The organism is Nostoc sp. (assembly GCF_036917655.1).
In the GTDB taxonomy this organism is placed as follows: Bacteria; Cyanobacteriota; Cyanobacteriia; order Cyanobacteriales; family Nostocaceae; genus Nostoc.
On the sequence record NZ_JBALCY010000063.1, the window covers coordinates 1 to 26,136 of the forward strand.

18 protein-coding genes and 5 pseudogenes are annotated in these 26,136 nt (G+C 41.5%); 10 read left to right on the top strand and 13 right to left on the bottom strand.

The genetic code is table 11. From position 1 onward, the window contains the following. Nucleotides 1–199: 199 nt before the first annotated feature. Nucleotides 200–1,801: a peptide ligase PGM1-related protein gene (locus V7K30_RS21265; RefSeq protein ID WP_335002632.1), complete on the bottom strand. Its 1,602-nt coding sequence runs from the start codon at nucleotides 1,799–1,801 to the stop codon at nucleotides 200–202. Between the two features lie 772 nt (nucleotides 1,802–2,573). On the opposite strand from V7K30_RS21265, the gene V7K30_RS21270 reads away from it, so the two are divergent. Both V7K30_RS21270 and V7K30_RS21275 read left to right on the top strand, forming a co-directional pair. Next, entirely contained in the window at nucleotides 2,574–3,455 is an 882-nt protein-coding gene (locus V7K30_RS21270; protein ID WP_335002634.1) for an SDR family oxidoreductase, read from the top strand. A 253-nt stretch (nucleotides 3,456–3,708) separates the two neighbouring features. Continuing rightward, nucleotides 3,709–3,966, top strand: a complete 258-nt coding sequence (locus V7K30_RS21275) for a hypothetical protein (RefSeq protein WP_335002636.1) — start codon at nucleotides 3,709–3,711, stop codon at nucleotides 3,964–3,966. A 69-nt stretch (nucleotides 3,967–4,035) separates the two neighbouring features. Here V7K30_RS21275 and V7K30_RS21280 read toward each other — a convergent pair. Then, nucleotides 4,036–4,546: pseudogene (locus tag V7K30_RS21280) on the bottom strand (magnesium transporter); the annotation flags it as partial. Nucleotides 4,547–4,860: 314 nt separating this feature from the next. Continuing rightward, nucleotides 4,861–5,106 (bottom strand): annotated as a pseudogene (locus V7K30_RS21285) (CBS domain-containing protein); the annotation flags it as partial. 1,166 nt (nucleotides 5,107–6,272) lie between these two features. Between V7K30_RS21285 and V7K30_RS21290 the strand changes: the two are divergent. Continuing rightward, nucleotides 6,273–9,335, top strand: a complete 3,063-nt coding sequence (locus V7K30_RS21290) for a PA14 domain-containing protein (protein ID WP_335002638.1) — start codon at nucleotides 6,273–6,275, stop codon at nucleotides 9,333–9,335. 65 nt (nucleotides 9,336–9,400) lie between these two features. Here V7K30_RS21290 and V7K30_RS21295 read toward each other — a convergent pair whose 3' ends face one another. From V7K30_RS21295 to V7K30_RS21315, 5 genes and pseudogenes are all read right to left on the bottom strand, one after another. Continuing rightward, nucleotides 9,401–10,957 carry a mercuric reductase gene (locus V7K30_RS21295; protein WP_335002640.1) on the bottom strand — a complete coding sequence of 519 codons (1,557 nt, stop codon included), beginning with the start codon at nucleotides 10,955–10,957 and terminating at the stop codon, nucleotides 9,401–9,403. Nucleotides 10,958–11,213: 256 nt separating this feature from the next. Then, a pseudogene (locus tag V7K30_RS21300) lies at nucleotides 11,214–11,561 on the bottom strand (TVP38/TMEM64 family protein); the annotation flags it as partial. A 16-nt stretch (nucleotides 11,562–11,577) separates the two neighbouring features. Next, nucleotides 11,578–11,745, bottom strand: a pseudogene (locus V7K30_RS21305) (IS701 family transposase); the annotation flags it as partial. Next, nucleotides 11,745–12,215 (bottom strand): annotated as a pseudogene (locus V7K30_RS21310) (TIGR04283 family arsenosugar biosynthesis glycosyltransferase); the annotation flags it as partial. The pseudogenes V7K30_RS21305 and V7K30_RS21310, both read right to left, overlap by 1 nt. A gap of 502 nt (nucleotides 12,216–12,717) precedes the next feature. Then, nucleotides 12,718–13,113 (bottom strand): hypothetical protein, encoded by a 396-nt coding sequence (locus tag V7K30_RS21315; protein WP_335002642.1) that lies wholly within the window; start codon nucleotides 13,111–13,113, stop codon nucleotides 12,718–12,720. 293 nt (nucleotides 13,114–13,406) lie between these two features. Here V7K30_RS21315 and V7K30_RS21320 point away from each other — a divergent pair, with 293 nt between their 5' ends. Both V7K30_RS21320 and V7K30_RS21325 read left to right on the top strand, forming a co-directional pair. Further along, nucleotides 13,407–13,985 (top strand): Uma2 family endonuclease, encoded by a 579-nt coding sequence (locus tag V7K30_RS21320; RefSeq protein ID WP_335002644.1) that lies wholly within the window; start codon nucleotides 13,407–13,409, stop codon nucleotides 13,983–13,985. Between the two features lie 10 nt (nucleotides 13,986–13,995). Beyond that, a complete protein-coding gene (locus V7K30_RS21325; protein ID WP_335002646.1) occupies nucleotides 13,996–14,574 on the top strand; it encodes a Uma2 family endonuclease in 579 nt (192 codons plus the stop codon). A 3-nt stretch (nucleotides 14,575–14,577) separates the two neighbouring features. On the opposite strand, the gene V7K30_RS21330 is transcribed toward V7K30_RS21325, so the two are convergent. The 3 genes from V7K30_RS21330 to V7K30_RS21340 all read right to left on the bottom strand — a co-directional run bounded on the left by V7K30_RS21330 (nucleotide 14,578) and on the right by V7K30_RS21340 (nucleotide 16,384). Further along, nucleotides 14,578–15,168, bottom strand: a complete 591-nt coding sequence (locus V7K30_RS21330; protein ID WP_335002648.1) for a Uma2 family endonuclease — start codon at nucleotides 15,166–15,168, stop codon at nucleotides 14,578–14,580. A gap of 168 nt (nucleotides 15,169–15,336) precedes the next feature. After that, a complete protein-coding gene (locus tag V7K30_RS21335) occupies nucleotides 15,337–15,924 on the bottom strand; it encodes a DUF2808 domain-containing protein (protein ID WP_335002650.1) in 588 nt (195 codons plus the stop codon). A 22-nt stretch (nucleotides 15,925–15,946) separates the two neighbouring features. Next, nucleotides 15,947–16,384 carry a DoxX family protein gene (locus V7K30_RS21340; RefSeq protein WP_335002652.1) on the bottom strand — a complete coding sequence of 146 codons (438 nt, stop codon included), beginning with the start codon at nucleotides 16,382–16,384 and terminating at the stop codon, nucleotides 15,947–15,949. Between the two features lie 354 nt (nucleotides 16,385–16,738). On the opposite strand from V7K30_RS21340, the gene V7K30_RS21345 reads away from it, so the two are divergent. Beyond that, nucleotides 16,739–18,913: a DEAD/DEAH box helicase gene (locus tag V7K30_RS21345; protein ID WP_335002654.1), complete on the top strand. Its 2,175-nt coding sequence runs from the start codon at nucleotides 16,739–16,741 to the stop codon at nucleotides 18,911–18,913. 159 nt (nucleotides 18,914–19,072) lie between these two features. Here V7K30_RS21345 and V7K30_RS21350 read toward each other — a convergent pair whose 3' ends face one another. Both V7K30_RS21350 and V7K30_RS21355 read right to left on the bottom strand, forming a co-directional pair. Then, nucleotides 19,073–19,948 (bottom strand): SMP-30/gluconolactonase/LRE family protein, encoded by an 876-nt coding sequence (locus V7K30_RS21350; RefSeq protein WP_335002656.1) that lies wholly within the window; start codon nucleotides 19,946–19,948, stop codon nucleotides 19,073–19,075. Nucleotides 19,949–20,173: 225 nt separating this feature from the next. After that, nucleotides 20,174–21,112: an NAD-dependent epimerase/dehydratase family protein gene (locus V7K30_RS21355; RefSeq protein ID WP_335002657.1), complete on the bottom strand. Its 939-nt coding sequence runs from the start codon at nucleotides 21,110–21,112 to the stop codon at nucleotides 20,174–20,176. A gap of 349 nt (nucleotides 21,113–21,461) precedes the next feature. Here V7K30_RS21355 and V7K30_RS21360 point away from each other — a divergent pair, with 349 nt between their 5' ends. From V7K30_RS21360 to V7K30_RS21375, 4 genes are all read left to right on the top strand, one after another. Further along, the gene (locus V7K30_RS21360; RefSeq protein ID WP_335002659.1) at nucleotides 21,462–22,604 is read left to right on the top strand and encodes a glycosyltransferase; all 1,143 of its coding nucleotides are present in this window, start codon (nucleotides 21,462–21,464) and stop codon (nucleotides 22,602–22,604) included. Between the two features lie 112 nt (nucleotides 22,605–22,716). After that, nucleotides 22,717–23,475, top strand: a complete 759-nt coding sequence (locus V7K30_RS21365; protein ID WP_335002822.1) for a sugar transferase — start codon at nucleotides 22,717–22,719, stop codon at nucleotides 23,473–23,475. A 597-nt stretch (nucleotides 23,476–24,072) separates the two neighbouring features. Beyond that, on the top strand, nucleotides 24,073–25,152 hold the full coding sequence (gmd, locus tag V7K30_RS21370; protein WP_335002661.1) for a GDP-mannose 4,6-dehydratase: 1,080 nt from the start codon (nucleotides 24,073–24,075) through the stop codon (nucleotides 25,150–25,152). A 23-nt stretch (nucleotides 25,153–25,175) separates the two neighbouring features. Next, entirely contained in the window at nucleotides 25,176–26,120 is a 945-nt protein-coding gene (locus V7K30_RS21375; RefSeq protein WP_335002663.1) for a GDP-L-fucose synthase family protein, read from the top strand. The last annotated feature ends 16 nt before the right edge of the window (nucleotides 26,121–26,136 follow it).

Below are 26,136 nucleotides of genomic sequence, written 5' to 3' on the forward strand. Positions count from 1 at the left end.
GTAGGGTTTAGCCATAATATCGATCAAAGATTTCAGCTACATATTTAACACTGCTAATCAGATTATATGTCCTAACCTATATGGCTACTGCTATATGTATAGCCAAGCCAGTGCGATCGCAATCCGGTTCGGTTAAGATCCCCCCGCCTGCTTTAACCCCATTTTTAAGGGGGTTAAAGCATGTTGCAAACGACACTTATTAACTAAATTCATCCCAAGCCACGGGAAAGCAATAATCTGAAAACGCCGAGAAATCGTGATTTTCGCTGCGGGTTTCTTCATCCAGAACTTTGACAACTTTGTTATAAATGTCTTGTGCTTGTTGCGGGGAATCACCGATGCTGGTTAATCCCAACTTGCCAAACTGCGAAAGGCAACCCATAAGATGAAACACTGTGCCTGTTTCACTACCGCTGTCGAAGTGTAGTCTGTGTTCAGCGATGATATCCATCAAATCATTAGGTAATAATCCCTGATAGCGCTCTTTTTGCAGGTTGTCAGTGGCAATGTAGTATTTTGGACGACCTTGCTGACTATAAAATAAACCCGTGGAAAGGTCATAGCGACCGTTCGTTAACAATTTCAGGGTCATGAATGGATGAGTTGTGCCGCCTTTACGCAGGTTAATTTCGATCGCCTGAATATCCCACTCTCCGTTACCTTTGTCAACGGCGATAAAATCTACGCCAAATCGCTCTAAAGTGCCTTTTTCTGCTAGCTTTCTACCAACTTGTAGTCCCAATTGCTGTAATTGCAATCGATAGCTTTCATCAGCGGGAAAGCGACAACCAAGATAAATCTGACCGTCTGGGCCTCCAAGAATTTGGTCGTGGGTTGAAAGGATTTCCACTTCACCATTGGGTGTGATCCTTCCTTGGACGCTGGGCGATCGCTTAATTTTCCCTTCTACAAATGCTTCGGCGATCGCTCCCAACTCAGGGATTCTTCCCGAAAAATTATCCCAAGTCTCAAGTTTTGCTTGAAAGCGCATTGTTGAGAAGCGATCGCTAAGTACTGCTACCCTTTGGGCATGAGTATCTTTGCCGGGTGCTACATTCTCAATCGGTCTAAGATCCAGCAATGCATTTCCCTCTCCAGAAATGCCTTCGTTGAGTTTTACCACTACCCGTTTTAATGTCGGTTGTCGTTCCCACAAATCACTGGTAGCTTCTGCCAAAGCTGTGTGGTTCCAAACTTTTTCGCTGCCATCTGGATGCGGTACTCCGCTTCCCTTGAAGATTTCCCGACTGCCACTTTTTGTCCCCCAAATTTGTAAATCTGGTGCAGCAGCATACAGTGGTACACCTAATTTTAAAGACAATTCGCCTTCCCAGTGCGAAGAGTTGTAGCAGATCATAAATGATTTGTCTAGCCTCAAAGATTGATGAATCCGCTCTAGCAGGCGGGGGCGTTCTAAAATCTTTTGGCTCAGAGGCTTAAGAGAGGAATCGTAAGTAGAAAGTAGCAGCAAGCGATTGCGAGCATGAGAAAAGGGAATTCCTGGCAACAGTTGCAGATAATAATCAATGATACTAGGATGCAGCGGTACTGATGTTACATAAACCAGCCGAGTCCGGGGATTCTGCAACCGAATTAAGGAAAATAGTAATCTTTCTTCATAATGTTCGCAGCCTTCGATCTTTTGGAGTTCGCGCTGGTCGAGACTCAGGGAGGGAATAATTAAAATATCCGCTTCACTATTGTCAAATAACTCGATCGTTTTCCAGCGATCGCGCAAGGTTAATTGCAAGTGGCGAAACTTTTCAACCTGCTCTAACTCGGAAATATTTTGTATTGCCATAACCCCTGCCCTCTAATGATTTCAATGTAGCGCACCACGCAGGCTTTTGGACGATTAGTCTGGAGGTATAACCGTGATGTTATGATTCAGTTACTTTTGCCAGAAATTTAGTCTGCAAGAAAGCAGCTATGCATATATCGGACTAAATTAATATTAACGACAGTAGATTGCATGATAGTAGGTATTTTTGCAACCACAAAGAGAGAAAGTAGAAATGTATATTTTCATCATTTATTGAAAATGGTATGATTCTTGAGCCAGAAGATATCATACTCAACTAATTAAGGAAATAATAGTTACTTAATTTATTTTCAGTCTAAAGGTTGAGCAAATTCCAGCTGACTTTACCTCCAGGGAGCGATAAACTACAGCAACATAATAGTTAACTTTAAAGCAGATGAAAAGGATAAATCCTTGATCACATGAGAGTTGTGTACTTGTTTTTGGTGGTCAGGTGAATAGCGTGTGTCTGGTGCGAGGATAAATAATATCAGCCGCGTACAGTTGCCAGTAATAAGTACGTTTGTTTGGCGAGCATCCGGGTATAAAGGCTTAAAATTGCAAATGGTTAGTGGGAGCCAAAGCAAAAAATAAACCTTGGGTTGAATTTTCGATCCAAGGTTTGCTTTTGAAAATGGAGATTGGGGACAGAAGAAGGGAATAGGGTACAGGTTACAGAAGAAAGATTATTCTTTATTACCTGTCACCTCTGCCCTAACTCAAATGCCCAATACTTAATTACATTCAAAATTCAATTACCAAGAGAAAACCTATGGCTAAATCAAAAGAGCAAAAAGAGAAAAAAGAGCAAAAATTACAACCGCCACAGCAGCAAGAAGCACCAGGTGTTGAATCAGAAATGACGCCAAAACCCAAAGCAGATGATGACCAGTATCGGGGTAGTGGCAAGTTACAAGATAAAGTAGCATTGATTACGGGTGCAGATAGTGGTATTGGTCGTGCTGTAGCGATCGCATTTGCTAAAGAAGGTGCAGATGTGGCGATCCTTTACCTCAATGAACACGATGATGCCAAAGAAACAAAACATTTGGTAGAAAAACAAGGGCGTCGTGCAGTAACGATTGCAGGTGACATTGGTGATGAAACTTTTTGTCAGCAAGCTATACAACAAACAGTTGGTGAGTTTGGCAAACTCGATATTCTCATTAACAACGCCGCCGAACAACATCCTCAAGAAAGTATCGAAGAAATCACCAAAGAGCAACTAGAGCGCACTTTCCGCACTAATATATTCTCGATGTTTTTCATGACGAAAGCTGCACTCAAGCATTTAAAAGCAGGCAGTTCTATCATCAATACCACATCGGTAACAGCTTATAAAGGTAGCCCACAACTACTAGATTACTCGTCTACAAAAGGTGCGATCGTTGCCTTTACTCGCTCCTTATCACAAAATTTGGTTTCAAAAGGAATTCGCGTTAATGCTGTTGCACCAGGGCCAATTTGGACACCTTTAATTCCCTCAACTTTTCCCGAAGAGAAAGTGGAAACTTTTGGTAAACAAGTACCAATGCAACGAGCTGGACAACCAGAAGAAGTTGCTCCTAGCTATGTATATTTAGCCTCTGATGATGCTTCTTATGTCTCTGGACAAGTGTTACATGTCAATGGTGGAGAAGTAGTTAATGGCTAACTAAAATAGTTAGAAGTTAGGAGTTAAGAGTTGGAAGTCATTGAATTTTGAATTTTATATTTTTCCTTCAATCCAAAATTCAAAAACTAAATTTACCAGAGTTTGAAGTTTAAAATTATAAATTTTGAACTCCTAACTCCTAACTATTAACTCCTAACTCTACCCTAATTGTCTTCCATTAGAGGGATGAGTCAATGTTGAAATATTGATAATCTATCTAGCAGCAAACATTTAAGAAATCATAACTACGTCTATGGCATCTCCAACACCACTGCATGGCACGGAACTAGTAGATTGTGCTAGAGCAAATGCCAAACAAGGAATTGAAACTGCTGCTTATCAATGTGGCTATGGTCAAGACCTCAACAAATTTGCCAGAGAACTTAGACAAGCTTGTGAAGAAATGAATTTACAAGTGAAGGAACTCAGCGGATTGATTACTGATCAGGACATGATACTGGAATTGGGTACTGGCGAAATTGTTGCTCCAAAGACAGAATCAGAATTGTAAAAAAGAGCAGTGAGAAGTGAGGAGTTTTGAATTAAAGAAATTTTTAGCTCATAACTCACAACTCATGACTCATAACTTTAAAATTACCCGCGCCAAATTGAAGTAAATCAAAACGTCCACGACATCAACTGCTGTAGTGATGAATGGTGTTGACATTAATGCCGGATCTAAACGGAGGTAGCGAAATAGAAACGGCAGTACTGAACCGGAGATAGAAGCTAAAATAGAAATAGCTACCAGACTAGTGCCTACAGCGATCGCTACTTCTAATTGTCCTTGCAGAAAATAAGCCCAGACAGTAGCGATCGCACCTAACATTCCTCCCAATAATGCCTCAGCGTAGACGCAAAGCGGCTTGTCGTCAGACATCGCCTCCCGACCGATTAACTGCTATGCGCCAAGCGATCGGATTTCATCGGTGTTCATTCCGCGAATCACCACTGTGGAAGATTGAGCGCCTACGTTACCACCAGTACCAATTCAACAAGGGGGTAAACGCAGTCAGTGTCACCACTTTTGCCAAAATACCTTCTTGCGACTTAATAATTCTTCCTGTGATGGTATTGGTTATAAGTAATACCATTTCACTTTAATAATGATACAAATACGTTGGTAAGGGCATGGCAATGCCCATTGGTGTCAACTTAAAGTGAAAGCTAGTAAGCGAGAATGCTTTGAGACATTACCTCGTTTACCTCCTTCCCAGTTTCCGACTGGGAACGCCTATTTTGGGGCTGCCGCCTCCCTGACTTGCGGCAGAGCCGCAATGAGGAGGATTTCCAGCCAGAGGCTGTAAACGAGGTTTTATAGGGATATTAGCTTAAGTTGACACGCATGGGCAATGCCATGCCCCTACGATAAATTTATGTGTATCAAGGTTTTCGTGAAATGGTATAAGACCAATAACCACACAACCCGCTTCCGAGCAATTTCCAGTAAATTTATCTGAAAATAGTTGTCGTCCCCCGACTGCACACCACCACCCAAGGTATAGATATCCTCGGTGGTTTACTGTTGCAGAATATCAATCAGATCATCCACCGTAACAATACTTACTAGACGCTGTTTTCGATCTACCACAAGCACAGCCAGAAAGTCATATCTTTGGATTAATCTGGCAACTTCTTCTAAAATTGTAATTTTTCCGACTTTGAGTAAATTGGAAACTTTTGTAAATTAACGAAAGAGTAACGGTTTCAGACGCTGATAATTCCTTGCGTTCAGCGTCCCTTGGGCGTCTCATTGGCGCACCCTCTCCAAGAGTTGAGAAGCTGTCGCGTAGCGATCGCTGGATAGTCCACCTACAAAAGGGTTACTCGAAAAGTACGATAATCTCTTAATTGCAGCAGATTGTGTTTCCTAATTTAAATGCATGACTGGTAAGGCTTTTGTAAAACTTTTTGCTCCACTGACTTTAGGTTAGTACTATATCTCTGCTGGTTCTTGTAACAAAGATATGAATTGACAGTCAAGATGCAGTATAGATAAATAATACTTTTTCAAATCTTTAAATATAAAAAAAATCTTTATATAACTTTTATATATCTAATATATATGTGGATAAAAAACATGAGATTATCCATTGTGTTGGTAATTTTTATTTAAAGTTCATCGAAACTTCCATATTCCTTTAAAAAGGTATATATCAATGTGAATGTTTAAACAAAGTTCCACAAAGAAGATAGACATAACACCGTGTTCTAGTGTCAAATGTGTAGTTGATTAATCTAAAAATAATCCTTAAATAAAAATATGTAAAATTCTCATTTTTAACTACTTAAGTATGTATTTGCCCTGATTGGGTGTTGCTTCACCTCAAAGTTGATGCACCTGCACATAAGTGAGATTAGAAGCTCTCAATAATGATGATTTATAATTTTTGATTAAATTCACCAAACTGAATTTACATGCATCAAAAACTCGAAAATTTGTTGAAAGAAAACAAAGATTCATAAGGACTAATAAACCCTTAAAGTAATCTCTAGTATTTCTTGTTATACACGTTTTTCTAGATGTCTCCTTTCGGAGAAGATATAGAAAAATGTATTCTTTCATGCTCTTTTTTTAATAACGTTCATACAAATAGGTAGCACAGTAGTAAAGCAGATGAGCAAAGGATCATAGATAAAAGAAATAATTTGTATCAACATCAATAAATATATTGATAGGCAAATAATCATGAGATTATCAATATATTTAAAAATCGCATTATTAGGTATTTTTTGTTGGAAAAATTTAAGATAAAACTGATTCTGTAACATTAATTATGGAATTAGTTTGAGCACTATTGTGAGGCATATATCTCAATGAATAATTCACCAAATCAAGGTCTTAATCAACAGTTATCAACATCTGCAAGTCCAGTAATTGGTGCTCAATCATCTCTAGAAAGCATTGGTCAGGGACAATCCAGTATTTCCGCTCGGACTAGTAGCAGCCTGCTTTCTCAGGGAGATGGACTCAAAGCAGAGTACTATGACAACATCAACTTTACCAACCTGAAGGTAACTCGCACAGATCCAACGGTGAACTTTAACTGGGGTGCTGGTTCTCCAGATCCGTCCATCGGTGCAGATACCTTCTCAGCGCGTTGGACAGGTCAGGTGCAAGCCAAGTACAGCGAAACTTACAAATTTTACACCACTAGTGATGATGGTGTGCGACTGTGGGTGAATGGTCAACAAATCATCAATCAGTTTGTTGATCACTCTGCTAGAGAAGACAGTGGCTCAATCGCACTGGTTGCAGGTCAGAAGTACGATATTAAACTTGAGTACTACGAAAATACCTTCTCTGCCGTTTCTGAATTGGCTTGGTCAAGCTCCTCTCAGACAAAGGAAATCATTCCTCAGTCCCAACTGTATAGTAATGTTAACATACCTGCTAATGGCAACGGACTCACAGCAGAGTACTACGACAACATAGACTTCACCAACCTGAAGCAAACTCGCACAGATCCAACGGTGAACTTTAACTGGGGCGCTGGTTCTCCAGATCCGTCCATAGGTGCAGATACCTTCTCAGCGCGTTGGACAGGTCAGGTGCAAGCCAAGTACAGCGAAACTTACAAATTTTACACCACTAGTGATGATGGTGTGCGACTGTGGGTGAATGGTCAACAAATCATCAATCAGTTTGTTGATCACTCTGCTAGAGAAGACAGTGGCTCAATCGCACTGGTTGCAGGTCAGAAGTACGATATTAAACTTGAGTACTACGAAAATACCTTCTCTGCCGTTTCTGAATTGGCTTGGTCAAGCTCCTCTCAGGCAAAGGAAATCATTCCTCAGTCCCAACTGTATTCACCCGCTCTTCAGACCAGCATCACCTTAGGATCATCTTCCACAACTGTGAACGAAGGTAGTGGTAGTGTTACCGTAACTTTGCTCAGAAATGGCGATTTAAGCAGCACATCTTCAATCAAGTATGCAACCATAGCTGGTACTGCCACAGCAGGAGTTGACTACGGAAGTGAAGGCACCGAAAGCGCTGGAACACTTATTTTTGCGCCGGGACAAAGTAGCAGACAGGTATCCATTCCGATCAATGACGATTCCTTACCAGAACCAGATGAAACCTTTAATTTTGTCATTGATCAGGCACAGGGGGCAACACTAGGACTCCAAAGAACTCTCGGAATTACGATTCAAGATAACGATCGCTCTGGTCTGGACTTCACTCAGCCAGTAGTTAATGAGGGTGACGGTACTGCTACGGTGACAGTTACACGGGGTAACACTTTGGGGGCTGCTAGTCTAAACTACATAACCCAGGATGGGACTGCTAAAGCCGGATCTGATTACCAGGCTGTATCTGGAACCCTGGCCTTTGCGGCAGGACAAGCCAGCAAGACCATTGTTATCCCCATTATAAATGACACTGTTGGGGAGCCAGATGAAACATTTAATTTGAAGTTCAGTAACGCAGTTGGAGTGCAACTAAATACTCAACAGACAACTATCACTATTATCGATAATGACCCTGGTAACTTTGCTTTAGAGACGGTAGCTTCTGGTTTGACTCAACCCACAGCTTTTGACTGGACATCTGACGGTAAGCGCATGTTCATTGCCCAGAAAGATGGGGTAGTGCGAGTGTTGAATAACGGCACCTTATTATCAACACCATTTATCGATATTTCTGGAGAGGTAAATGATACGCGCGATCGCGGTCTGTTAGGCATTGCCGTACATCCAGATTTTGGCAAAAATCCAAACGGCAACAACTATGTTTACCTGTTGTTTACCTACGATCCACCAGAAACCAATCCAAACAATCCTAAGAACAATCCCAATAGCACATTGGACGATCCTGACCAGAATGGGAATCGGACTGCTCGGCTAATTCGGGTGACAGCTGATCCCAAGACTAATTACACTACTGCTATTGCTGGCAGCGAAGTTGTGCTGCTAGGCAAAAATGGCACTTGGCAGTATATCAGCCACCCAGATGGAAATAGCACAAATATCTCACTTAACTATGCACCATCAGGAATTCTCAACAAAGATACTGGTAAGCCTTTTACCAGCTTGCAGGATTATCTCAATAATCTCAATAAAGTCCAAAATGTTCAGGATTTTATAGCCAATGATAGTGAATCTCACTCAGTTGGTTCTGTGCGCTTTGGTACCGATGGTTCTTTGTTTGTTAGCTTAGGAGATGGTACTTCCTACAATGGGATAGACCCGCGAGCAGTTCGCGTTCAGGATGTCAGTAGTCTGTCCGGCAAGATCCTGCGGATTGACCCGATTACTGGTGATGGTTTATCAAGTAATCCTTTCTACAAACTTACTAACGACCCCAACAGCAATAGTTCCAAGGTCTATGACTTGGGTCTGCGTAACCCCTTCCGCTTCACAATTGATAAGAAGACTAATACCCCGTATATTGGTGATGTTGGCTTTGCTACTTACGAAGAGGTCAATGTCGGAAAACCAGGAGCTGACTTTGGCTGGCCGTTCTATGAAGGTGGCCTTGATGCAAATGGCAATATCGTCAACCTGAAACAACCAAGCTATGCTAACCTAGACGAAGCGAAAGCCTTCTATAGTAGTGGCACAGATGTCACAGCACCAATTTATACCTACAAGCATTTTGGTTCCAATTCCATCGTCATGGGTGACTTTTACACAGGCAGTACTTTCCCTTCAATCTATCAAGGTGCCTTATTCGTTGGTGATTTCAGTCAAGGAACCATTGATGCTTTGACATTGAATAGTGAGGGCAAAGTTGTCTCAGTTAAGCGGTTTGCTTCCCAGGTAGACAGACCTAATCTAGGGGTAACTACACAAATCAGCACTGGACAGGATGGTAATCTGTACTACGCAAACTTTACAGGAGGCGAGATTGATCGCTTCCGACCTGTTTAGAGATAACATGACATAACAGTTATCAGTTATCAGTGAACAGTTGTCTGACTGTTCACTGATTTTGGTCAAGATAACTTTGTCAGAAATCCCAACAATTTTTTGGTATTTGATGTCAGGAGTGTACGGCGATAAGCATCAGCTGCTTTTTTAATAGCTTCGGCTTGAGTCGGATAAGGATGAATCACACTGCTTAACTTGCTCAAACCGATCTTATTCACCATTGCCGTAGTCACAAGTGATATCATCTCACCCGCGTTACTGGCGACAATAGTTGCACCGAGAATTTCATCAGACCCTTTTTTATGGTGGATTTTGAGAAATCCTGACTCTTCACCATCTGCGATCGCTCGATCTACACTACTAAAAGCTATCTTGATTGTCGTCACCTCAATACCCAATTTCTGCGCCTCGTGTTCGTATAACCCGACATGGGCAATTTCTGGGTCAGTATAAGTTACCCAAGGCATCACCAGATTACTGAGTTTAGAGCGTCCGAAGCCAAAGGGAGAAAACAGTGTATTTTTAATCACAATCCGCGCTGCTGCATCAGCAGCATGGGTAAACTTCCAGTTCATGCAGATATCGCCAGCTGCATAAATTTTGGGATTCGTCGTCTGGAGGTAATCATTTACCTTTACACCTACACCTTGGCGGTTGTCGTATTCCACCCCCACTGATTCTAAATTCAAACCTTCCACATTTGGCGATCGCCCCGCACCGACTAAAATTTCATCTACTGTCACCGAATCTCGATGACCATTGGAGGAAAAGTAAAGCCGTTTCCCCTCAGTAACAGTTACCACTTCTTCCAACTTGGAATTCAGTACCACGCGAATTCCTTCCCTAATCAAAACCTTTTGGAAAATTTCAGCCGCGTCAGCGTCTTCTTTATTCAGAAGATGAGAACCGCTATGGAAAAGTACCACCTCACAACCCAAGCGGCGGAAAGCTTGCGCCAATTCGCAACCAATGGGGCCGCCACCAATTACCGCTAAACGTTCCGGTCGTTGAATCAGCGAAAAAACCGTCTCATTAGTTAGATAACCCGCCTTTTCAATTCCCGGAATCGACAGTTGTGCAGCTCTTGCGCCAGTAGCAATTACAGCTTTTTTAAATCGGAGGATTTTGTCGCCAACTTCCACGGTATTTTTACTCGCAAATCGACCGCTACCGAAAAAGACATCGACACCCAAGTTTTGAAACCGCTCCGCCGAGTCGTTATGGCTGATATCAGCCCTTACCCGCCGCATCCTTGCCATAACTTTGGGAAAATCAACATCAATATTATGTTGGGGAATATTAACTCCCAAGTCTTTAGCATCCCAGATTTCGCCAACAACGCGGGCAGACCGAATAATAGTTTTAGATGGTACGCAACCAACATTTAAGCAATCTCCACCCATGAGATGCTTTTCAATTAACGCCACTTTTAAACCCAAATCCAGACCCGCCGCACCCGCCGCCACTACTAATCCCGCTGTACCAGCACCAATTACTACCAAATCGTAAACATCGGCGGGTTGAGGATTAACCCAATTTGGCGGATGGACGTAAGACACCAACTTTTGGTTATACTCATCCATTGGGCGAACTGTGACTCTCTCTAAATCTGAATTGGACATTGGCGAAACCTCTTTTAAGAATTGAAAATACTAAATTCAACTGCCTTTTGGGGGAATTCAAAATTAAGAATCCCGATAAATTTAGGCGGCTCAGTCTTTTATTTTTTATGCTTGTTTAATAAGGAATACAGCCTTTGAATTGTTTTGTCCGTTTGGGAATTGACAGATACTATTGAAGCTTTCCTGTATAAACATTTCAGCAATCGATCATTTACAGCAATTTGCAGTTGAATAGACTACAGCTAGCTATACGCCCCTACAATTTCTCTTCTAAAGCTTTGCGTGCAATCCGGGTAACATAAACTGTTACAGCCACTGTCGCAATCAAACCCAACATCCGAATTGCCCATTGTAAAGTTGGGTGTTGAGGCTCAATACCAATCATGGCAAGATTACGTGCAAGTGAACCAATATAAACGTACATAATGGTTCCGGGAATCATGCCGAAGGAACCCAATATATAGTCTTTGAGAGAAACCTGTGTCATTCCAAAAGCGTAATTCAATAAATTGAAAGGAAATATGGGGGACAGTGGCGTTAACAGGACAATTTTTAACCCTTCTCTACCAACAGCTTGGTCAATGGCGGCAAATTTTTTGTTATTGGGACTTAGACAAAAATTATGCCCAAATAAAGCCCAAACTGGCTTTATAAGCAGCAAACACGTCACGATGAACGATCAGCCAGTCAAAAAATCGAAAAGACATAGCTGTTCTAAAAGCATCTATTGCTTCAGTGAAAGTGTTCAAAGGTTTGTTCGCCCACGTGCGTCTCAAGCCGCCTGTCAGGGGAAACCGCCAATTTGCTGAAATACTTTTTTTGTTAAAAAAATTGCTTGGTCGCCATAGGGCATTTGCCAAAAATGCGTAGGCGCAGCCCGCCGTAGGCATCGCACATTTACTCCCCACTCTACCCATCGTAAACTTAAAAGTGATGCATCAATCCGCAAGTTAAACGCACCAGCGACAATCCCCGGCTGTTGTAGCGCCGTGCGAATCATGTCATCAAACCCAGTTGGTAAACGGGTATCTGCATGGAGAAATAATAGAATATCACCGCTAGCAGCTACAGCACCCGCGTTCATTTGCACAGCCCGACCGGGTGATGATGAGATAACTTTGACACTTAAACACTTGGCTATTTCTATGGTGTCATCTTTGGAGCCACTATCTACTATGATTACTTCTATATTTGTATTGGGTTGAGTAGTTGCAATTGCCTCTTTGATATTCCCTGCTTCATTAAGAGTTGGAATGATAAGCTGATGTGCAGCTAAATTGTATAATACGAAAACGTAAAATTATTGTAGTGCGGGCATCTTGCCCGCGTCGCGTATACAAATTAAATACGCAACAGCTTAATAGAAATTTTGCCAGCAACAATATTATTCGACTAAAAGTAGTTGTTTTGCGGTCTTCTTTGCGTCTGTGGGCAAAACAAAAAGATTTATTTGTCAGAGCAAGCAGAGCGATCGCTCTTTATCGGAGCTTGCTTTGCTGGCAATGAGTTTTTATAATTAAGCGATCGCAGCAGACAAAAACAAACCCTGAAGCTACTTCTGTCAACCTTGAAGCTACTTCTGTCAACCCTGAAGTTACTTCTGTCAACCCTGAAGTTACTTCTGTCAACCCTGAAGTTACTTCTGTGAACCCTGAAATTACTTCTGTGAACTCTGCATCTAATCTGAAAAAATGGCATCAAAGAGCGATCGCTTGACTCTGAAATTCATTGCCAGGATGTCTTGATAAAATTGGTCTGTGCTACTGCTGTCTTTGCAGTAAATTGGCATACTCTTTTGCCAGATGATTGTCAAACAACGAATGTAAATTTGTTTGTAAATCGCCGGGTAATCGCACGAGCAAATCTGATTGCAAATTACTGTAGATTCTGCTCCAATAGGAACTATCTATGGCATCACCCAGGATTGTGTGGGAATTAACTTTGAGCAAATTCCAGATGTACTCGAACGCAGTGTTAGGGCTATCAACGATAATTATTTCAGGTTCGGTGAGTTCGAGTGCAGTATATATTGCTCGAACTGCATCTGTAGCGTGTTGCTGGTTAATGCGTTCAGTGGATAGCCCAATGTGTTGCCATTTTTCTCGATATCGGGATATGAATGCACGTTGTTCTGGTGTCAGATAGTCGGCGGACATAGCAGGTATGCGATACAGTGGCTATTTTGTATTAAAGCAGGTTATTTGACTTAGTTAGTAAAATTTATTAAAGATTAGGAAAAAGCCACTATACTGGCTCAAAAACTCTATCTTTTCCCAAATAACTGATTTTTCCATAGTTGATGTCATTCCCAAGATATAGGACTCATATTTGATTTTTGAAAAAACTCAGTACAACTCAAAGAGGCTTCTTCCCTACTCCCCACTCCCTACTCCCTACTCCCAGCCTACGCAAATAATTTCAGAAATCAAATCGGATTGCTATAATCCCCATGACAGCTATTACCGTCAACTTAAACCCCATCATCCAACTCACCGACAACCAATTTTATCAACTCTGTCGGGAAAACCCTGAAGTTAAATTTGAACGCAATGCAGAGGGAAAACTACTAATAATGCCACCCACAGGCGGAGAAACTGGAAATCGTAATATTGAAATTGCAGCAGATTTTGTGATTTGGAATCGTCAAACTCAACTAGGAGTTTGCTTTGATTCTTCCACCTGCTTTAAACTTCCCAATGGTGCAAACCGTTCTCCTGATGTCGCTTGGATTAGACAAGATCGATGGAATGCACTTACACCCGAAGAACAAGAAAAGTTCCCAGCGATCGCACCAGATTTTGTTTTAGAGTTAATGTCAGTCAGCGATACTTTGCGAGAAACGCAAGAGAAAATGCAGGAATATATCGATAACGAAGTCAAATTAGGTTGGTTAATTAGTCCGAAAATGCGTCAAGTAGAAATCTATCGTCTTGGTCAACCAGTGGAAATATTAACATCTCCACAACAATTATCAGGAGAAGATGTTTTAGCAGGGTTTATTTTAAATTTATCAATAATCTGGAGATAAATATTAATTTATGACAGCTATTACCGTCAACTTAAATCCCATCATCCAACTCACCGACAACCAATTTTATCAACTCTGTCGGGAAAACCCTGAAGTTAAATTTGAACGCAATGCAGAGGGAAAACTACTAATAATGCCACCTACAGGCGGAGAAACTGGAAATCGTAATTTTGAAATGACGGCAGATTTTGTGATTTGGAATCGCCAAACTCAGTTAGGAGTTGGCTTCGACTCTTCCACCTGCTTTAAACTTCCTAATGGTGCAAACCGTTCTCCTGATGTTGCTTGGATAAAAAAAGATCGATGGGATGCACTCACATCCGAACAAAAAGAAAAGTTCCCGCCGATCGCACCAGATTTTGTTTTAGAGTTAATGTCACCCAGCGATACTTTGCGAGAAACCCAAGAGAAAATGCAGGAATATATCGATAATGGAGTCAAATTAGGTTGGTTAATTAATCCAAAAACGCGTCAAGTAGAAATCTATCGTCTTGGTCAACCAGTGGAAATATTAGCATCTCCACAAGAATTATCAGGAGAAGATGTTTTACCAGGATTTATTTTAAACTTATCAATAATCTGGAGATAAATATTATTGATTTCGGAGTGCCTGCTCAAATTCAACAACAGCATCGTACTGGTCAGACATTGCGATATAACGCAGCAGTAAAGCGGGGTCTAAATTTGGAAAAAACCCACTCCGCTTTACTTCTTCATACTCGCCACTCTCGGTAAAACGGAATATTTTTATTTCATTAGATTTCCAAAACCAAACTTCCGGCACTTTTTTAGGTTTGTATAACTCCTTCCTGTTAATGCTTCCACTAGTAACAATAATTTCAATCACAATGTCAGGAACTTCTTTTTCTGTGCCAATGCTGTAAGATTCATCTGGCGTACCAGAAGCATAGCCAGGTTCTTCTAAAGTGAAACCACCACGTCTGTAAAACCGGATGCCCAACTCTTTCATGTAAGTTTCTAGTAGCAAGCCAACAGTACTTTTCACTTTTTCATGTTTATCTCCAATGGGCGACATAATTTCTAAGATTCCTGACAAATAAGACAGTCTGACATTGCGGTTGTCTTGAAGTTGTGCCTCAATCCCTTTGAATTGCTCCCAAGAAACATCCTTGAGAGTTACCAATTTTTCTTCTATAGGCTGGTCTAAAAGTGGGATGCTCATAAAAACACTTTCCTTATACGCGCACTAATTCTACTTTTTCGATATAGAGCTATTCTAAAGTTTTGCGATCGCGTGTCGTATAGGTTATCAATGAAGCGATCGCAATTTTACAACAAGCTGTCGTTACCACATAAACTTGTGTTGTTCATAGCATTGAGATAGTGGTGCTTATGGAAACCACCAGTTACTTCTATTGCTGTAGAACTGAAACCGTCCAAAGCCGAGAAATTGACCGTGGGATTTTTCACCCACCGGGAACGCTGTCACACCCAACAAGTAGACACCAGAAAAGCTGGGATTACTCACAGGGCGGAGGGCGATTGTAATTGTCTGTCCTGGAGTCACAGGCGGGTTAAAGTTCACAGTAACTGTTCGTGTCTCGCGTTCGTTTGTTACTGAGCCTAGTGTTAGCCGAGATTCTTTGCGTAGGCGTAGCCCGCCGTAGGCATCGCTTGTTCCCACAAATGCACGGGTATCATTAAGATTGTAGTCGATGTTTTCTACTCCCTCCCTCTGTGCGATCGTTACCTTCTGGAGGGATTCTCCAGCATTCTCCGGCAGGTTGATAGTAAAATAATAAGTCGCGCCCCAAACATTCACATCTTTGTAAGTAGTTGTCGCTTTAACAAGTTTCGGCGGTTGGACAAAGTAGACTATACCATCTCTGAGCTGCACGGCTTGAGTCACCGGAACGGCAACTCCTGCAATGCTTATTGCTAACGAGAGTGTTATCCTAAACAAAATTGCAACGCGCATGATTCAGATATAAAAAACGCACTCATTTCAATTTTAGTTCTTTGGGAATGAGTGACTTAGGAATGATAGAAGCTTGTTTTTCCGAATCAGAAGATTTTGTGTACCACCAAGCCCAAGCAATTAAAACTGCTTGAAAGGGAAGTCTAACTACGTGTACCCAAGGTGAGTTTGGTATATGTTCTAACTGAATATGATTAACTGCCATGTTGATATTGGCAGGGAAAACAGCAATAAAAAGAGCAATAAGTCCCCAAGCAGCAGCTTGACTTACAGGCGGGACTAATAACCCGATACCACCCAAAACTTCATAAAACCCACTGAGATAAACTAACCCTAAAGGGTAAGGAAGTTGCGGTGGCATAATTTTGACATACGGTTCTGGAATAACAAAGTGTGTCACTCCAACCACAATAATGGATATAGCAAGGATGACACGTAAAATTTCCTTATACTTCTTCATGGTTTTTGCCTGATTATATACTTACCCCTATTACTTCAGTTTGACTGACAGATGTTAATCTGCCTTGAGTCAATAGGAGGAAAAATCGACAAAATTTTTAAAAATCCACAATGCTCACCTCGCTTATAGCGTTTTCTAATCTAGTCAGGTACTGTTAACTTCACCCCGATAAAGCTGTGCTTCATCTCCCCTCTCCTTAATAAGAAGAGGGGTTGGGGGTGAGGTTTTGATATGTACTTCATGCATCTGGCAACCGCCATAATATGATATTATTTCAACTTTATCGATGTAATAAATAATCAGTAATAATTTAGTAGTCAATTCATTACCTATTACTAATTATTCATAAAAAACATGAGCGATGCCTTTAGCCGACTTGCACCCTTCATCCAAGAATATATTTATCATCACCAGTGGACTGAATTACGACCAGTCCAAATTGCCGCTTGTCAAGTTATATTTGACACCGATGCTCACTTGCTAGTTACTGCTGCAACTGCTGCGGGTAAAACAGAAGCAGCCTTTCTGCCAGTTTTGACTCTATTACATGCTAACCCGGCTGCAACTATCGGGGCATTATATATTAGTCCCATCAAAGCTTTAATTAATGATCAATTTGAGCGCCTCAACGACTTACTCAAAGAAGCAGATATTCCAGTTTGGCACTGGCACGGTGACGTTTCTCAAACTCGAAAAAACAAGCTTTTAAAGAATCCTCAAGGCATTCTCCAAATTACACCAGAATCTCTAGAAAGTTTGTTAATCAACAAAAATAACGACCTCCTGCGTTTATTTGGTGATTTAAGATTTGTGATCATTGATGAAATTCACGCCTTTATGGGTTCAGAACGCGGTTGTCAAATTATTTGCCAATTACAACGTTTAGCAAAGTTGACGCAAAAACAACCGCGCCGTATTGGTTTATCGGCAACTCTTGGTGATTACTCAATAGCTGAAGAGTGGTTGCGTTCTGGAACAGATAAGCCAGTGATTACACCGCAAACTGACGGGATAAAACGCCAAATCAAACTAGCTGTAGAACATTTTTATATTACTGATGAACTAGATCAATCAGAGACAACAGATGATGAACAATATATTTTCAACCTTAGCAAATCTCGCAAATGCCTGATATTTGCTAATAATCGGACGCGGACTGAATCTGTAATAGCATCTTTGCGACAAATTGCCACAGCACAAGGACTACCAGATATATATCATGTGCATCATGGGAGTATATCTGCTAGCTTGCGGCAATTTGCTGAGAATGCGATGCGTGAACCTAACAATCCAGCTGTTACTGCCGCCACTCTGACTTTAGAATTAGGTATAGATATTGGTCATTTAGAGCGAGTTATTCAGTTAGAATCACCCTTATCTGTAGCTAGCTTTTTACAGCGTTTAGGACGCAGTGGCAGGAGAGGTGAAGCTGCCGATATGCGCTTTATCTGCGCTGAAGAGAAACCATTATTAGAAGCTTCTCTACCAGAACAAATACCCTGGCAACTTTTGCAGTCTATTGCTATCATTCAACTTTATTTAGAGGATCAATGGATTGAACCAATCAGACCGATTAAATATCCTTTGAGTTTGCTTTATCACCAAACAATGAGTATTTTAACAGCAACGGGGGAAATTTCACCTAATGCCCTAGCTAAACAAATTTTTAGTCTGCCGCCCTTTGCTGCTATTTCCAAAGAGGATTTCCAACTATTGCTCCGCTATTTAATTGATATTGGTCATATTCAGCATACTGAACAAGGTAAATTAATCTTGGGTTTGGCAGGAGAAAAGATTGTGAGAAAATTTCAGTTTTATGCTGTCTTTGCTGAACAACAAGAATATATTGTTAAACAAGGTGCAACGGAAATTGGCAGTATCGTCACGCCGCCTGCTGTTGGCAATCAATTTGCTTTAGCTGGTAGAACTTGGGAAGTCATAGAAGTTGACTTTAAAAAGAAGGCTATTTTTGTTAAACAAGCCGAGGGTAAAGCTAGTATTTATTGGCGTGGTGGTAGTGGCACTATTCATACCAAAGTTTTGCAACGAATGCAACAGGTTTTATTTGAAAATATCGAGTATAGCTACTTGCAGAAAAATGCTTTGCAACGTTTACGTAAAGTTCGCCAATTAGTGCAGCAGGTTGGATTAGATAAAAAAAATATCTTGCAATTTGAAAAAGGTAAATGCTGCATTTTTCCCTGGATGGGTACGGTTGCTTATCGCACTTTAGAAAGATTACTAAACTCGTACTGTCGAGAATCGTTGGAAATTACAAGTATTGGCGGATTAAATCCCTATTATTTCACAATTAAATTAGGCAAGGATAAATTTAAATATCTTTATCGTGAAATTGCTTCATTGTGTGAGCAAAGAATTAGCCCAGAAGATTTACTCAGTACTTCAGAAGCACCAGAAATTCAAAAGTATGATCAATTTATTCCTCATCCACTTTTACGAAAAGCTTTTGCTAGCGATTATTTAGATATGAGAGAACTCAAACAGCAAGTGGCACTTTGGAGAGAATAAATAGGGAGCATGTCAATGAGTGTAAAAACACGCCTACCCTGGCGATTATAAATCGCGGCTATACAGACAAAACCCACGGAGGTGGGTTTCAAATCCCTGGAGTCCGCGTAGGCGGACTTAGTTTGTGTAGCCGCGATTTATAATCGCCGGGTATATTTGCTAAAAATCATAATTAGGTAATCCAGTAATATCAGTTTGGAGAGCAAACAAATCACCAGAGTAGAAACTTTTTTCGATCTCTGCTTGGCTGAGTCCAACTGAAGCAGTGGTAATGTAAAGTGTTTGCAAATCCTCGCCCCCAAAAGTACAGCTAGTTGGCAATTGCACAGGTAGCTTTATCCGCAATATCTCTTCACCCTTGGGGTTGAAACGAATCACACACCATCCATCCCACATAGCTGACCAGATATATCCTTCACTGTCTATTGTCAACCCATCTGGGTAGAAGGATTCATTAGTTAAATCAACAAAAATCCGACGATTACTAATATTTCCTGTTACTGAATTAAAGTCGTAAGCGTATATTTTTTGGTGAGGGGAATCTGTCAAGTAAAACGTTTTTTCGTCAGGACTCCACCCCAGACCATTAGAGATAGTCAATCCTGTTTCCATGACATGCAATGAACCATCAGTGTCATAGCGATATAGGCTAGCCTGGGGTTTTTCTAAAGAACACGTTGAACCGAACCAAAAGCGGCCTTGAGAGTCGCATTTACCCTCATTGAGACGGTTTTTTGGTAGATTTCCTTCAATTTCCAAAATTGGGGTAACTACACCTGTCTGAGTGCTGAGGAATGCCAGGTGATGACGCAGCGCCATAATTAATCTATCTGCACCTGCTGTAGCGATCGCGCCTACGACATCTCCCACATCAAAAAAGCTGTTTTCCCCCGTGGCAGGATTGAACTGATGCACCCGATGGTTATAAATATCGACCCAATACAGTAGGTTTTGGCTAGAGTCCCAGATGGGGCCTTCACCTAAGCGGGCACGCACTTCTAGAACATTGTGGAGTGGATATTGCAACTTGTTCATTTTATCAACTAACAACACCATTTACAGAAAGTAATTTCAGTGAAATTGACGCAATGCGTTAAAAAACGTCTGCCTTACCAATAGACAACAGAAAAAATCTTAATTTATATTCAAGTAAAAATTAAAGACACGATGGATTGCGTCTTTTCCAGGTAAAATAAAAGACTCTTTCTTTTGGCTAAGGCTCAGATTCCCTACTTATTTAAAAAGTCGGGAATCTTGTTATTAAACAGCTTGTAAAATCTCCTCATCTACAGAAAAATCTACTTCGGCTTTGTCTTTTGCATTAGCCAGATAATCATTTTCCAAGGAGTCTTGTAACCCAGAAATTAAATCATATTCAGGTTGCCAGTTTAATTCTGTTTGCGCTTTGTTCACCGAAGCAAAGAAATGCTGCACCCGCATCGGAAAAGCTTTGCGCTTGCCGAAATCAAACTTTTTCGGGTCGTAATGGACGATTTTTACAGCATCGGGTGATTTGCCAGCCGCTACAGCACTAGCACGGGCTAAACCATCAAAAGTGACAAAGCGATCGCCAGATATATTATAAATCTGTCCGATTGCTTGTTTATTGCCCAAAACCTGAGTCAAAGCTTTTGCTAAGTCTTTTACATGACCTAGCTGTGTGATATGCAAACCATTTCCAGGGATGGGAATCGGGCGATCGCGCACAATTCTGTCAAAAAACCAGCCTTCCAACTCATTATAATTACGAGGCCCGTAAATATAAGTAGGACGAATAGAAGTAAAAGGCAATCCCAATTGAGTCAGGTAAGCTTCTGTTTCATGTTTACCCTTATGGCGACTTTTGGGATCTACTGGATCACCTTCTGTGTGGGGCAGTTGGTCAGATTTGAGATACACCCCCGCAGAACTCATATACACAAAATGTTGCACCCGGCCTTGAAAAATCTCTGCTAATGGTTGAGTATCAGTAAGTTCCCGTCCATTATTGTCAAAAATGACATCAAAATTTTCTGGCGATAATTTTGCTTTTAATTGAGTAGCATCCGTGCGATCGCCTATAATTTGTCCTACTCCCTGTAAAGAAGGTGCTGGCCGATTTCCACGATTGAACAGCATCACCTCATGTCCTTGTTCTACTAGTAATTGAGTTAAATAGACACCAATGAACCGAGTACCACCCATAATCAGAATTCGCATAAATTCACCCTTTCTATATCAGTTGTCGTCAAAGGAGTAGGGAGTGGGGAGTAGGGAGTAGGGAGTAGGGAGTAGGGGAAGAATAATAATGCCCAATACAACTCTTGGAGAGGCTGCGCCAACGGCTTGTCTACGAGACGCACTCGCGTTCGCTCAGTACAAGTGCCCACTCCCCACTCCCCATTCCCCATTCCCCACTCTGAGGTTATCATCCATCTGGAACCTCTGAAGGAAAGATTGCGTCTTATGTGCTAACCTGGTGCGCTTCCCGTTAATTAATCACAAGGGGAAACTTTTCAGTTAACGTCATCAAGTTGGCCTTTGTATTTTCCATTTATTCAAGTTAGCTGTGCCCTTGAAATATGCTCTGGTTCATGAGTGGCTGACACCCAAAGCCACCGGTGGTTCAGAACTCGTTGTCCGAGAAATTTTGAATCACATTGATGCTGATTTGTATGCTCTGATCGATTTTGAATCCAGCAATAGAGAAAGTTATCTATACAAGCGTCAGATTGGCAAAACGTTTCTCCAGAACTTTCCCTATGCCCGCAACGGTATACAAAAATACTTGCCTTTGTGGCCTTTGGCAATCGAACAACTTGATTTGCGCCATTATGACGTAATTCTGTCTTCATCTCACGCTGTTGCCAAAGGAATCCTTACCACTCCCGAACAGATGCATATTTGCTACTGCCACAGCCCTATGCGCTATGCCTGGGACTTAACCTTTGATTATCTGCGCCAGAGCAAAATGGGTAGTGGTTTACCTGGGTGGGTGACGCGATATTTATTACATCGTTTGCGCCAGTGGGATGTATTGAGTGCCAATCGCGTTGATTACTTCATTGCCAACTCGCAGCATACAGCTCGGCGGATTTGGCGTTGCTATCGGCGAGAAGCAACAGTCATTTACCCACCAGTGAATATTGCGGAATTTCCATTTCTGTCTGAGAAAGAGGACTTTTACCTGACAGTTTCCCGGTTAGTGAGTTATAAGCAAATATCGTTGATTGTCAAGGCTTTTAATCAACTAAAACGACCACTAGTAGTCATTGGTACAGGAGATGAAATGAAAAAGATTCGTGAGATGGCAAACTCCAATATCCAAATACTGGGATGGCAACCCGATAATGTGGTAAAAAAATATATGTCTAGGGCTAAGGCGTTTGTATATGCAGCTTGTGAAGATTTTGGTATTGCCCTAGTGGAAGCACAGGCCTGTGGCACGCCAGTGATTGCCTACGGTGCCGGGGGTGCTCTAGAAACGGTGCGAGATATCCGCTCTGATGTGGATACAGGGACAGGTATATTTTTCAGGACGCAAACAGAGGCAGCTTTGGTGGAGGCAGTAGAAAAGTTTGAAATGTATGAGGGTTCATTCAGTTCCGAGTATATGCGATCGCACGCCGCGCAGTTTTCACCGCAAATCTTTGCAGAGCGTTATCTAGATTTTGTAAACAAATGCAACGAAAAAAGACCATTTTTGCAATGATGGTCTTGGTTAATCTCTTATTTTTTTAGGCTTTTGGCAATTTCCCCCCAGAAGCACCTCATTTTGGCTTTAATATTGGGACTATGTGTGGTGTGGATTATTAAGGAGTATGATGACTGCCCAGAGCTCACTCCTCTCCGGCAAGCGAGGCCTACGGCAAGACACTAGAGCGTCTACGCGTACTTTCTTAAAACGCGGTCAAAAAACAAAGACCCCAAAAGTTAAACCCAAAGGTTTCTCTTTTCAGGGTTTAAACGGAGAGTTTGCCAAGCGACTGTTCGATATAGTGTTTTCGCTGTCAGTGTTAATTTTGTTCTTCCCCGTCTACTTAATCTTGGTCTTGCTGATTGCTTTCAGCTCAGAAGGTCCAATTTTTTATGTCCACGAACGGGTAGGGAAAAATTACAAAGCGTTTAATTGTATTAAATTCCGAACAATGGTGAGCAATGCGGACGAAATCCTCGTGCAAATGATGGAAACATCCCCCCAGTTGCGACAAGAATTTGAGAGCAGTTTTAAGCTGAAACAAGATCCCCGGATTACCAAAATTGGTCGATTTTTGCGAATTACCAGCTTAGACGAATTTCCCCAGTTCTGGAACGTTTTAAAAGGGGACATGAGTGTAGTCGGCCCCCGACCCTTAGTAGCAGAGGAACTGCCAAAATACGGTTGTCACATTGATGAGATTTTAACAATCCGTCCAGGAATTACTGGATTGTGGCAGGTGTCTGGGCGTAATGACATTCCCTACCCTCGGCGAGTCCAAATAGACCTGCATTATGTCAAATTTAGGAATTTATGGCTTGATTTATGGATTATCTTGAAAACTGTTGATATAGTCATTCTGCCCAAAAATAACGGGGCATACTGAGTAACTACTTAGGGTTGGTTCTGTGGGGCAGTTAATGCCCCTAAGTACCAAATTCTACCTGTAAAACTGACTGTTCATCTTTCTTATAGTTATCTATAGCAATCCGATTTGATTTCTGAAATTATTTGCGTAGGCTGGGAGTGGGGAGTAGGGAAGAAGCATCTTTGAGTTGTACTGAGTTTTTTCACGCAATCAAATATGAGTCCTATATATTTGTGCCTTTCTACTTAGCTCAGACCTCTTTGAAGTGTGGATTTTGGGTTCGTTTTGCTCATATTCGGATTTTTGCCATAAGTTTAATTTCAAATCTATTTAATTCAGTCTTCACAAAACCAGAGATATATAAAGTTTTCACAAAAAACAACATACATAAAAAGAATCTTTATCCAAAAAAATATACATAATTAAACAATCTTCATCTATCTAATGTTGGTTTACGTGTTAAATTCCTTTTTATGTAAGTATATTTATTTACGGAGAAAGTATCATAACCACAATAACTCGTAGGTTTCCCATTAGGCAATTCGGCAATTAGCTGCTAGGTTGTATCAGATTGCCTGTAACTTTTTAATCAAAGACAATAAAGGATAATTGAGCATGACGCAAGAAAAGCGAGCGTTAATTACTGGTATTACTGGTCAAGATGGTTCATATCTAACTGAGTTTTTGCTGGAAAAAGGTTATGAGGTTCATGGCATTATTCGCAGAACTTCTACCTTCAACACAGACCGCATCGATCACATTTACGAAGACCCCCACAAAGAGGGAGTGCGGTTATTTCTGCACTATGGTGACTTGACAGATGGTACAACCTTGCGGCGTATTTTAGAAGATGTCAAGCCAGTAGAGATTTATAACCTCGGCGCTCAATCCCATGTCAGAGTCAGCTTTGATTCACCAGAATATACGGTGGATACTGTCGGAATGGGGACGCTGCGTCTGTTGGAAGCAATTCGAGACTACCAACAGCGTACCGGAATTCAGGTGCGATTTTACCAGGCGGGTTCTTCAGAAATGTACGGTTTAGTACAAGCAGTACCTCAAACTGAGACAACGCCCTTTTATCCGCGCAGTCCCTATGCCTGTGCGAAAGTTTACGCCCACTGGCAAACTGTAAATTATCGTGAGTCTTATGGTTTGTTTGCTTGTAATGGCATACTTTTTAACCACGAGTCACCACGACGGGGTGAAACTTTTGTAACCCGCAAAATTACTAGAGCAGTGGCTGGGATTGTTGCTGGGAAACAGAAAAAAATTTACATGGGTAATCTAGATGCCAAGCGAGATTGGGGCTATGCGAAAGATTACGTCAAAGCCATGTGGTTGATGTTACAGAAAGAACAGCCAGAAGATTACGTAATTTCTACTGGTGAAACTCACTCGGTGCGGGAGTTTTTGGAACTGGCATTTAGTTATGTGAATCTCAATTGGCAAGATTATGTAGAGTTTGATGAGCGTTACCTCCGTCCATCTGAGGTAGAGTTGTTGATTGGCGATTCTACCAAAGCACGGCAGAAGTTGGGCTGGACAACATCAGTAACCTTTGAAGAACTAGTTTCCCTAATGGTAGAAGCAGATTTACAAGCGTTGGGTCACACTTCACCCAATGGAAATGGCTCGCAATTTCCACATGATATTGCGACTATTCGTCAAGAACTGGGCGCTTTGCACTTCTGATTCGCACCACAGAGGATAAAAATATGACCGCCTTAGAGCTAAAAAATCAACGCATTCTCGTCACTGGTGGGTCGGGGTTTCTAGGTCGTCAGGTGATCGATCAATTGTGTAAAGCAGGGGCTGCTCGTGAGAAGATTACAATAGTGCGATCGCGCGATTGCGATCTACGTGTTTGGGAAAATAGCCAACGTGCAGTTGACCAGCAAGACATAATTATTCACCTAGCAGCCCATGTCGGTGGCATCGGTCTGAACCGCGAAAAACCCGCAGAGTTGTTCTACGATAACTTGATCATGGGAACCCAGCTAATTCACGCTGCCTATCAAGCTGGAATACAAAAATTCGTATGTGTTGGCACAATCTGCGCCTATCCTAAATTTACCCCAGTGCCATTTAAAGAAGATGATCTTTGGAATGGCTACCCAGAGGAAACCAACGCCCCCTACGGAATTGCTAAAAAAGCACTTTTAGTCCAATTGCAATCTTACCGCCAGCAGTACGGTTTTAATGGGATTTACCTACTGCCAGTAAATTTATATGGTCCAGAAGATAATTTTGACCCAGGAAGTTCCCACGTGATTCCAGCGTTAGTTCGCAAAGTTCACGAAGCTCAAATTAAGGGAGAAAAGCAACTTCCAGTTTGGGGTGATGGCAGTCCCACCCGTGAGTTTCTGTATTCAGAAGATGCAGCGCGGGGGATTGTTATGGGGACTCAATTCTATAACGAATCAGAACCAGTTAACTTGGGAACAGGTAATGAAATCTCCATCCTTAATTTAGTAACTCTAATCTGCGAATTGATGGAGTTTAAGGGTGAAATTGTCTGGCAAACTGACAATCCTAATGGTCAACCCCGCCGTTGTTTAGATACTGAAAGGGCAAGGCAAGCCTTTAATTTCACGGCTCAGGTGAGCTTTGAGCAAGGGCTAAAGAACACCATTGAGTGGTATCGTCAACAGGCTGTATAACGATGTACTAATGAGT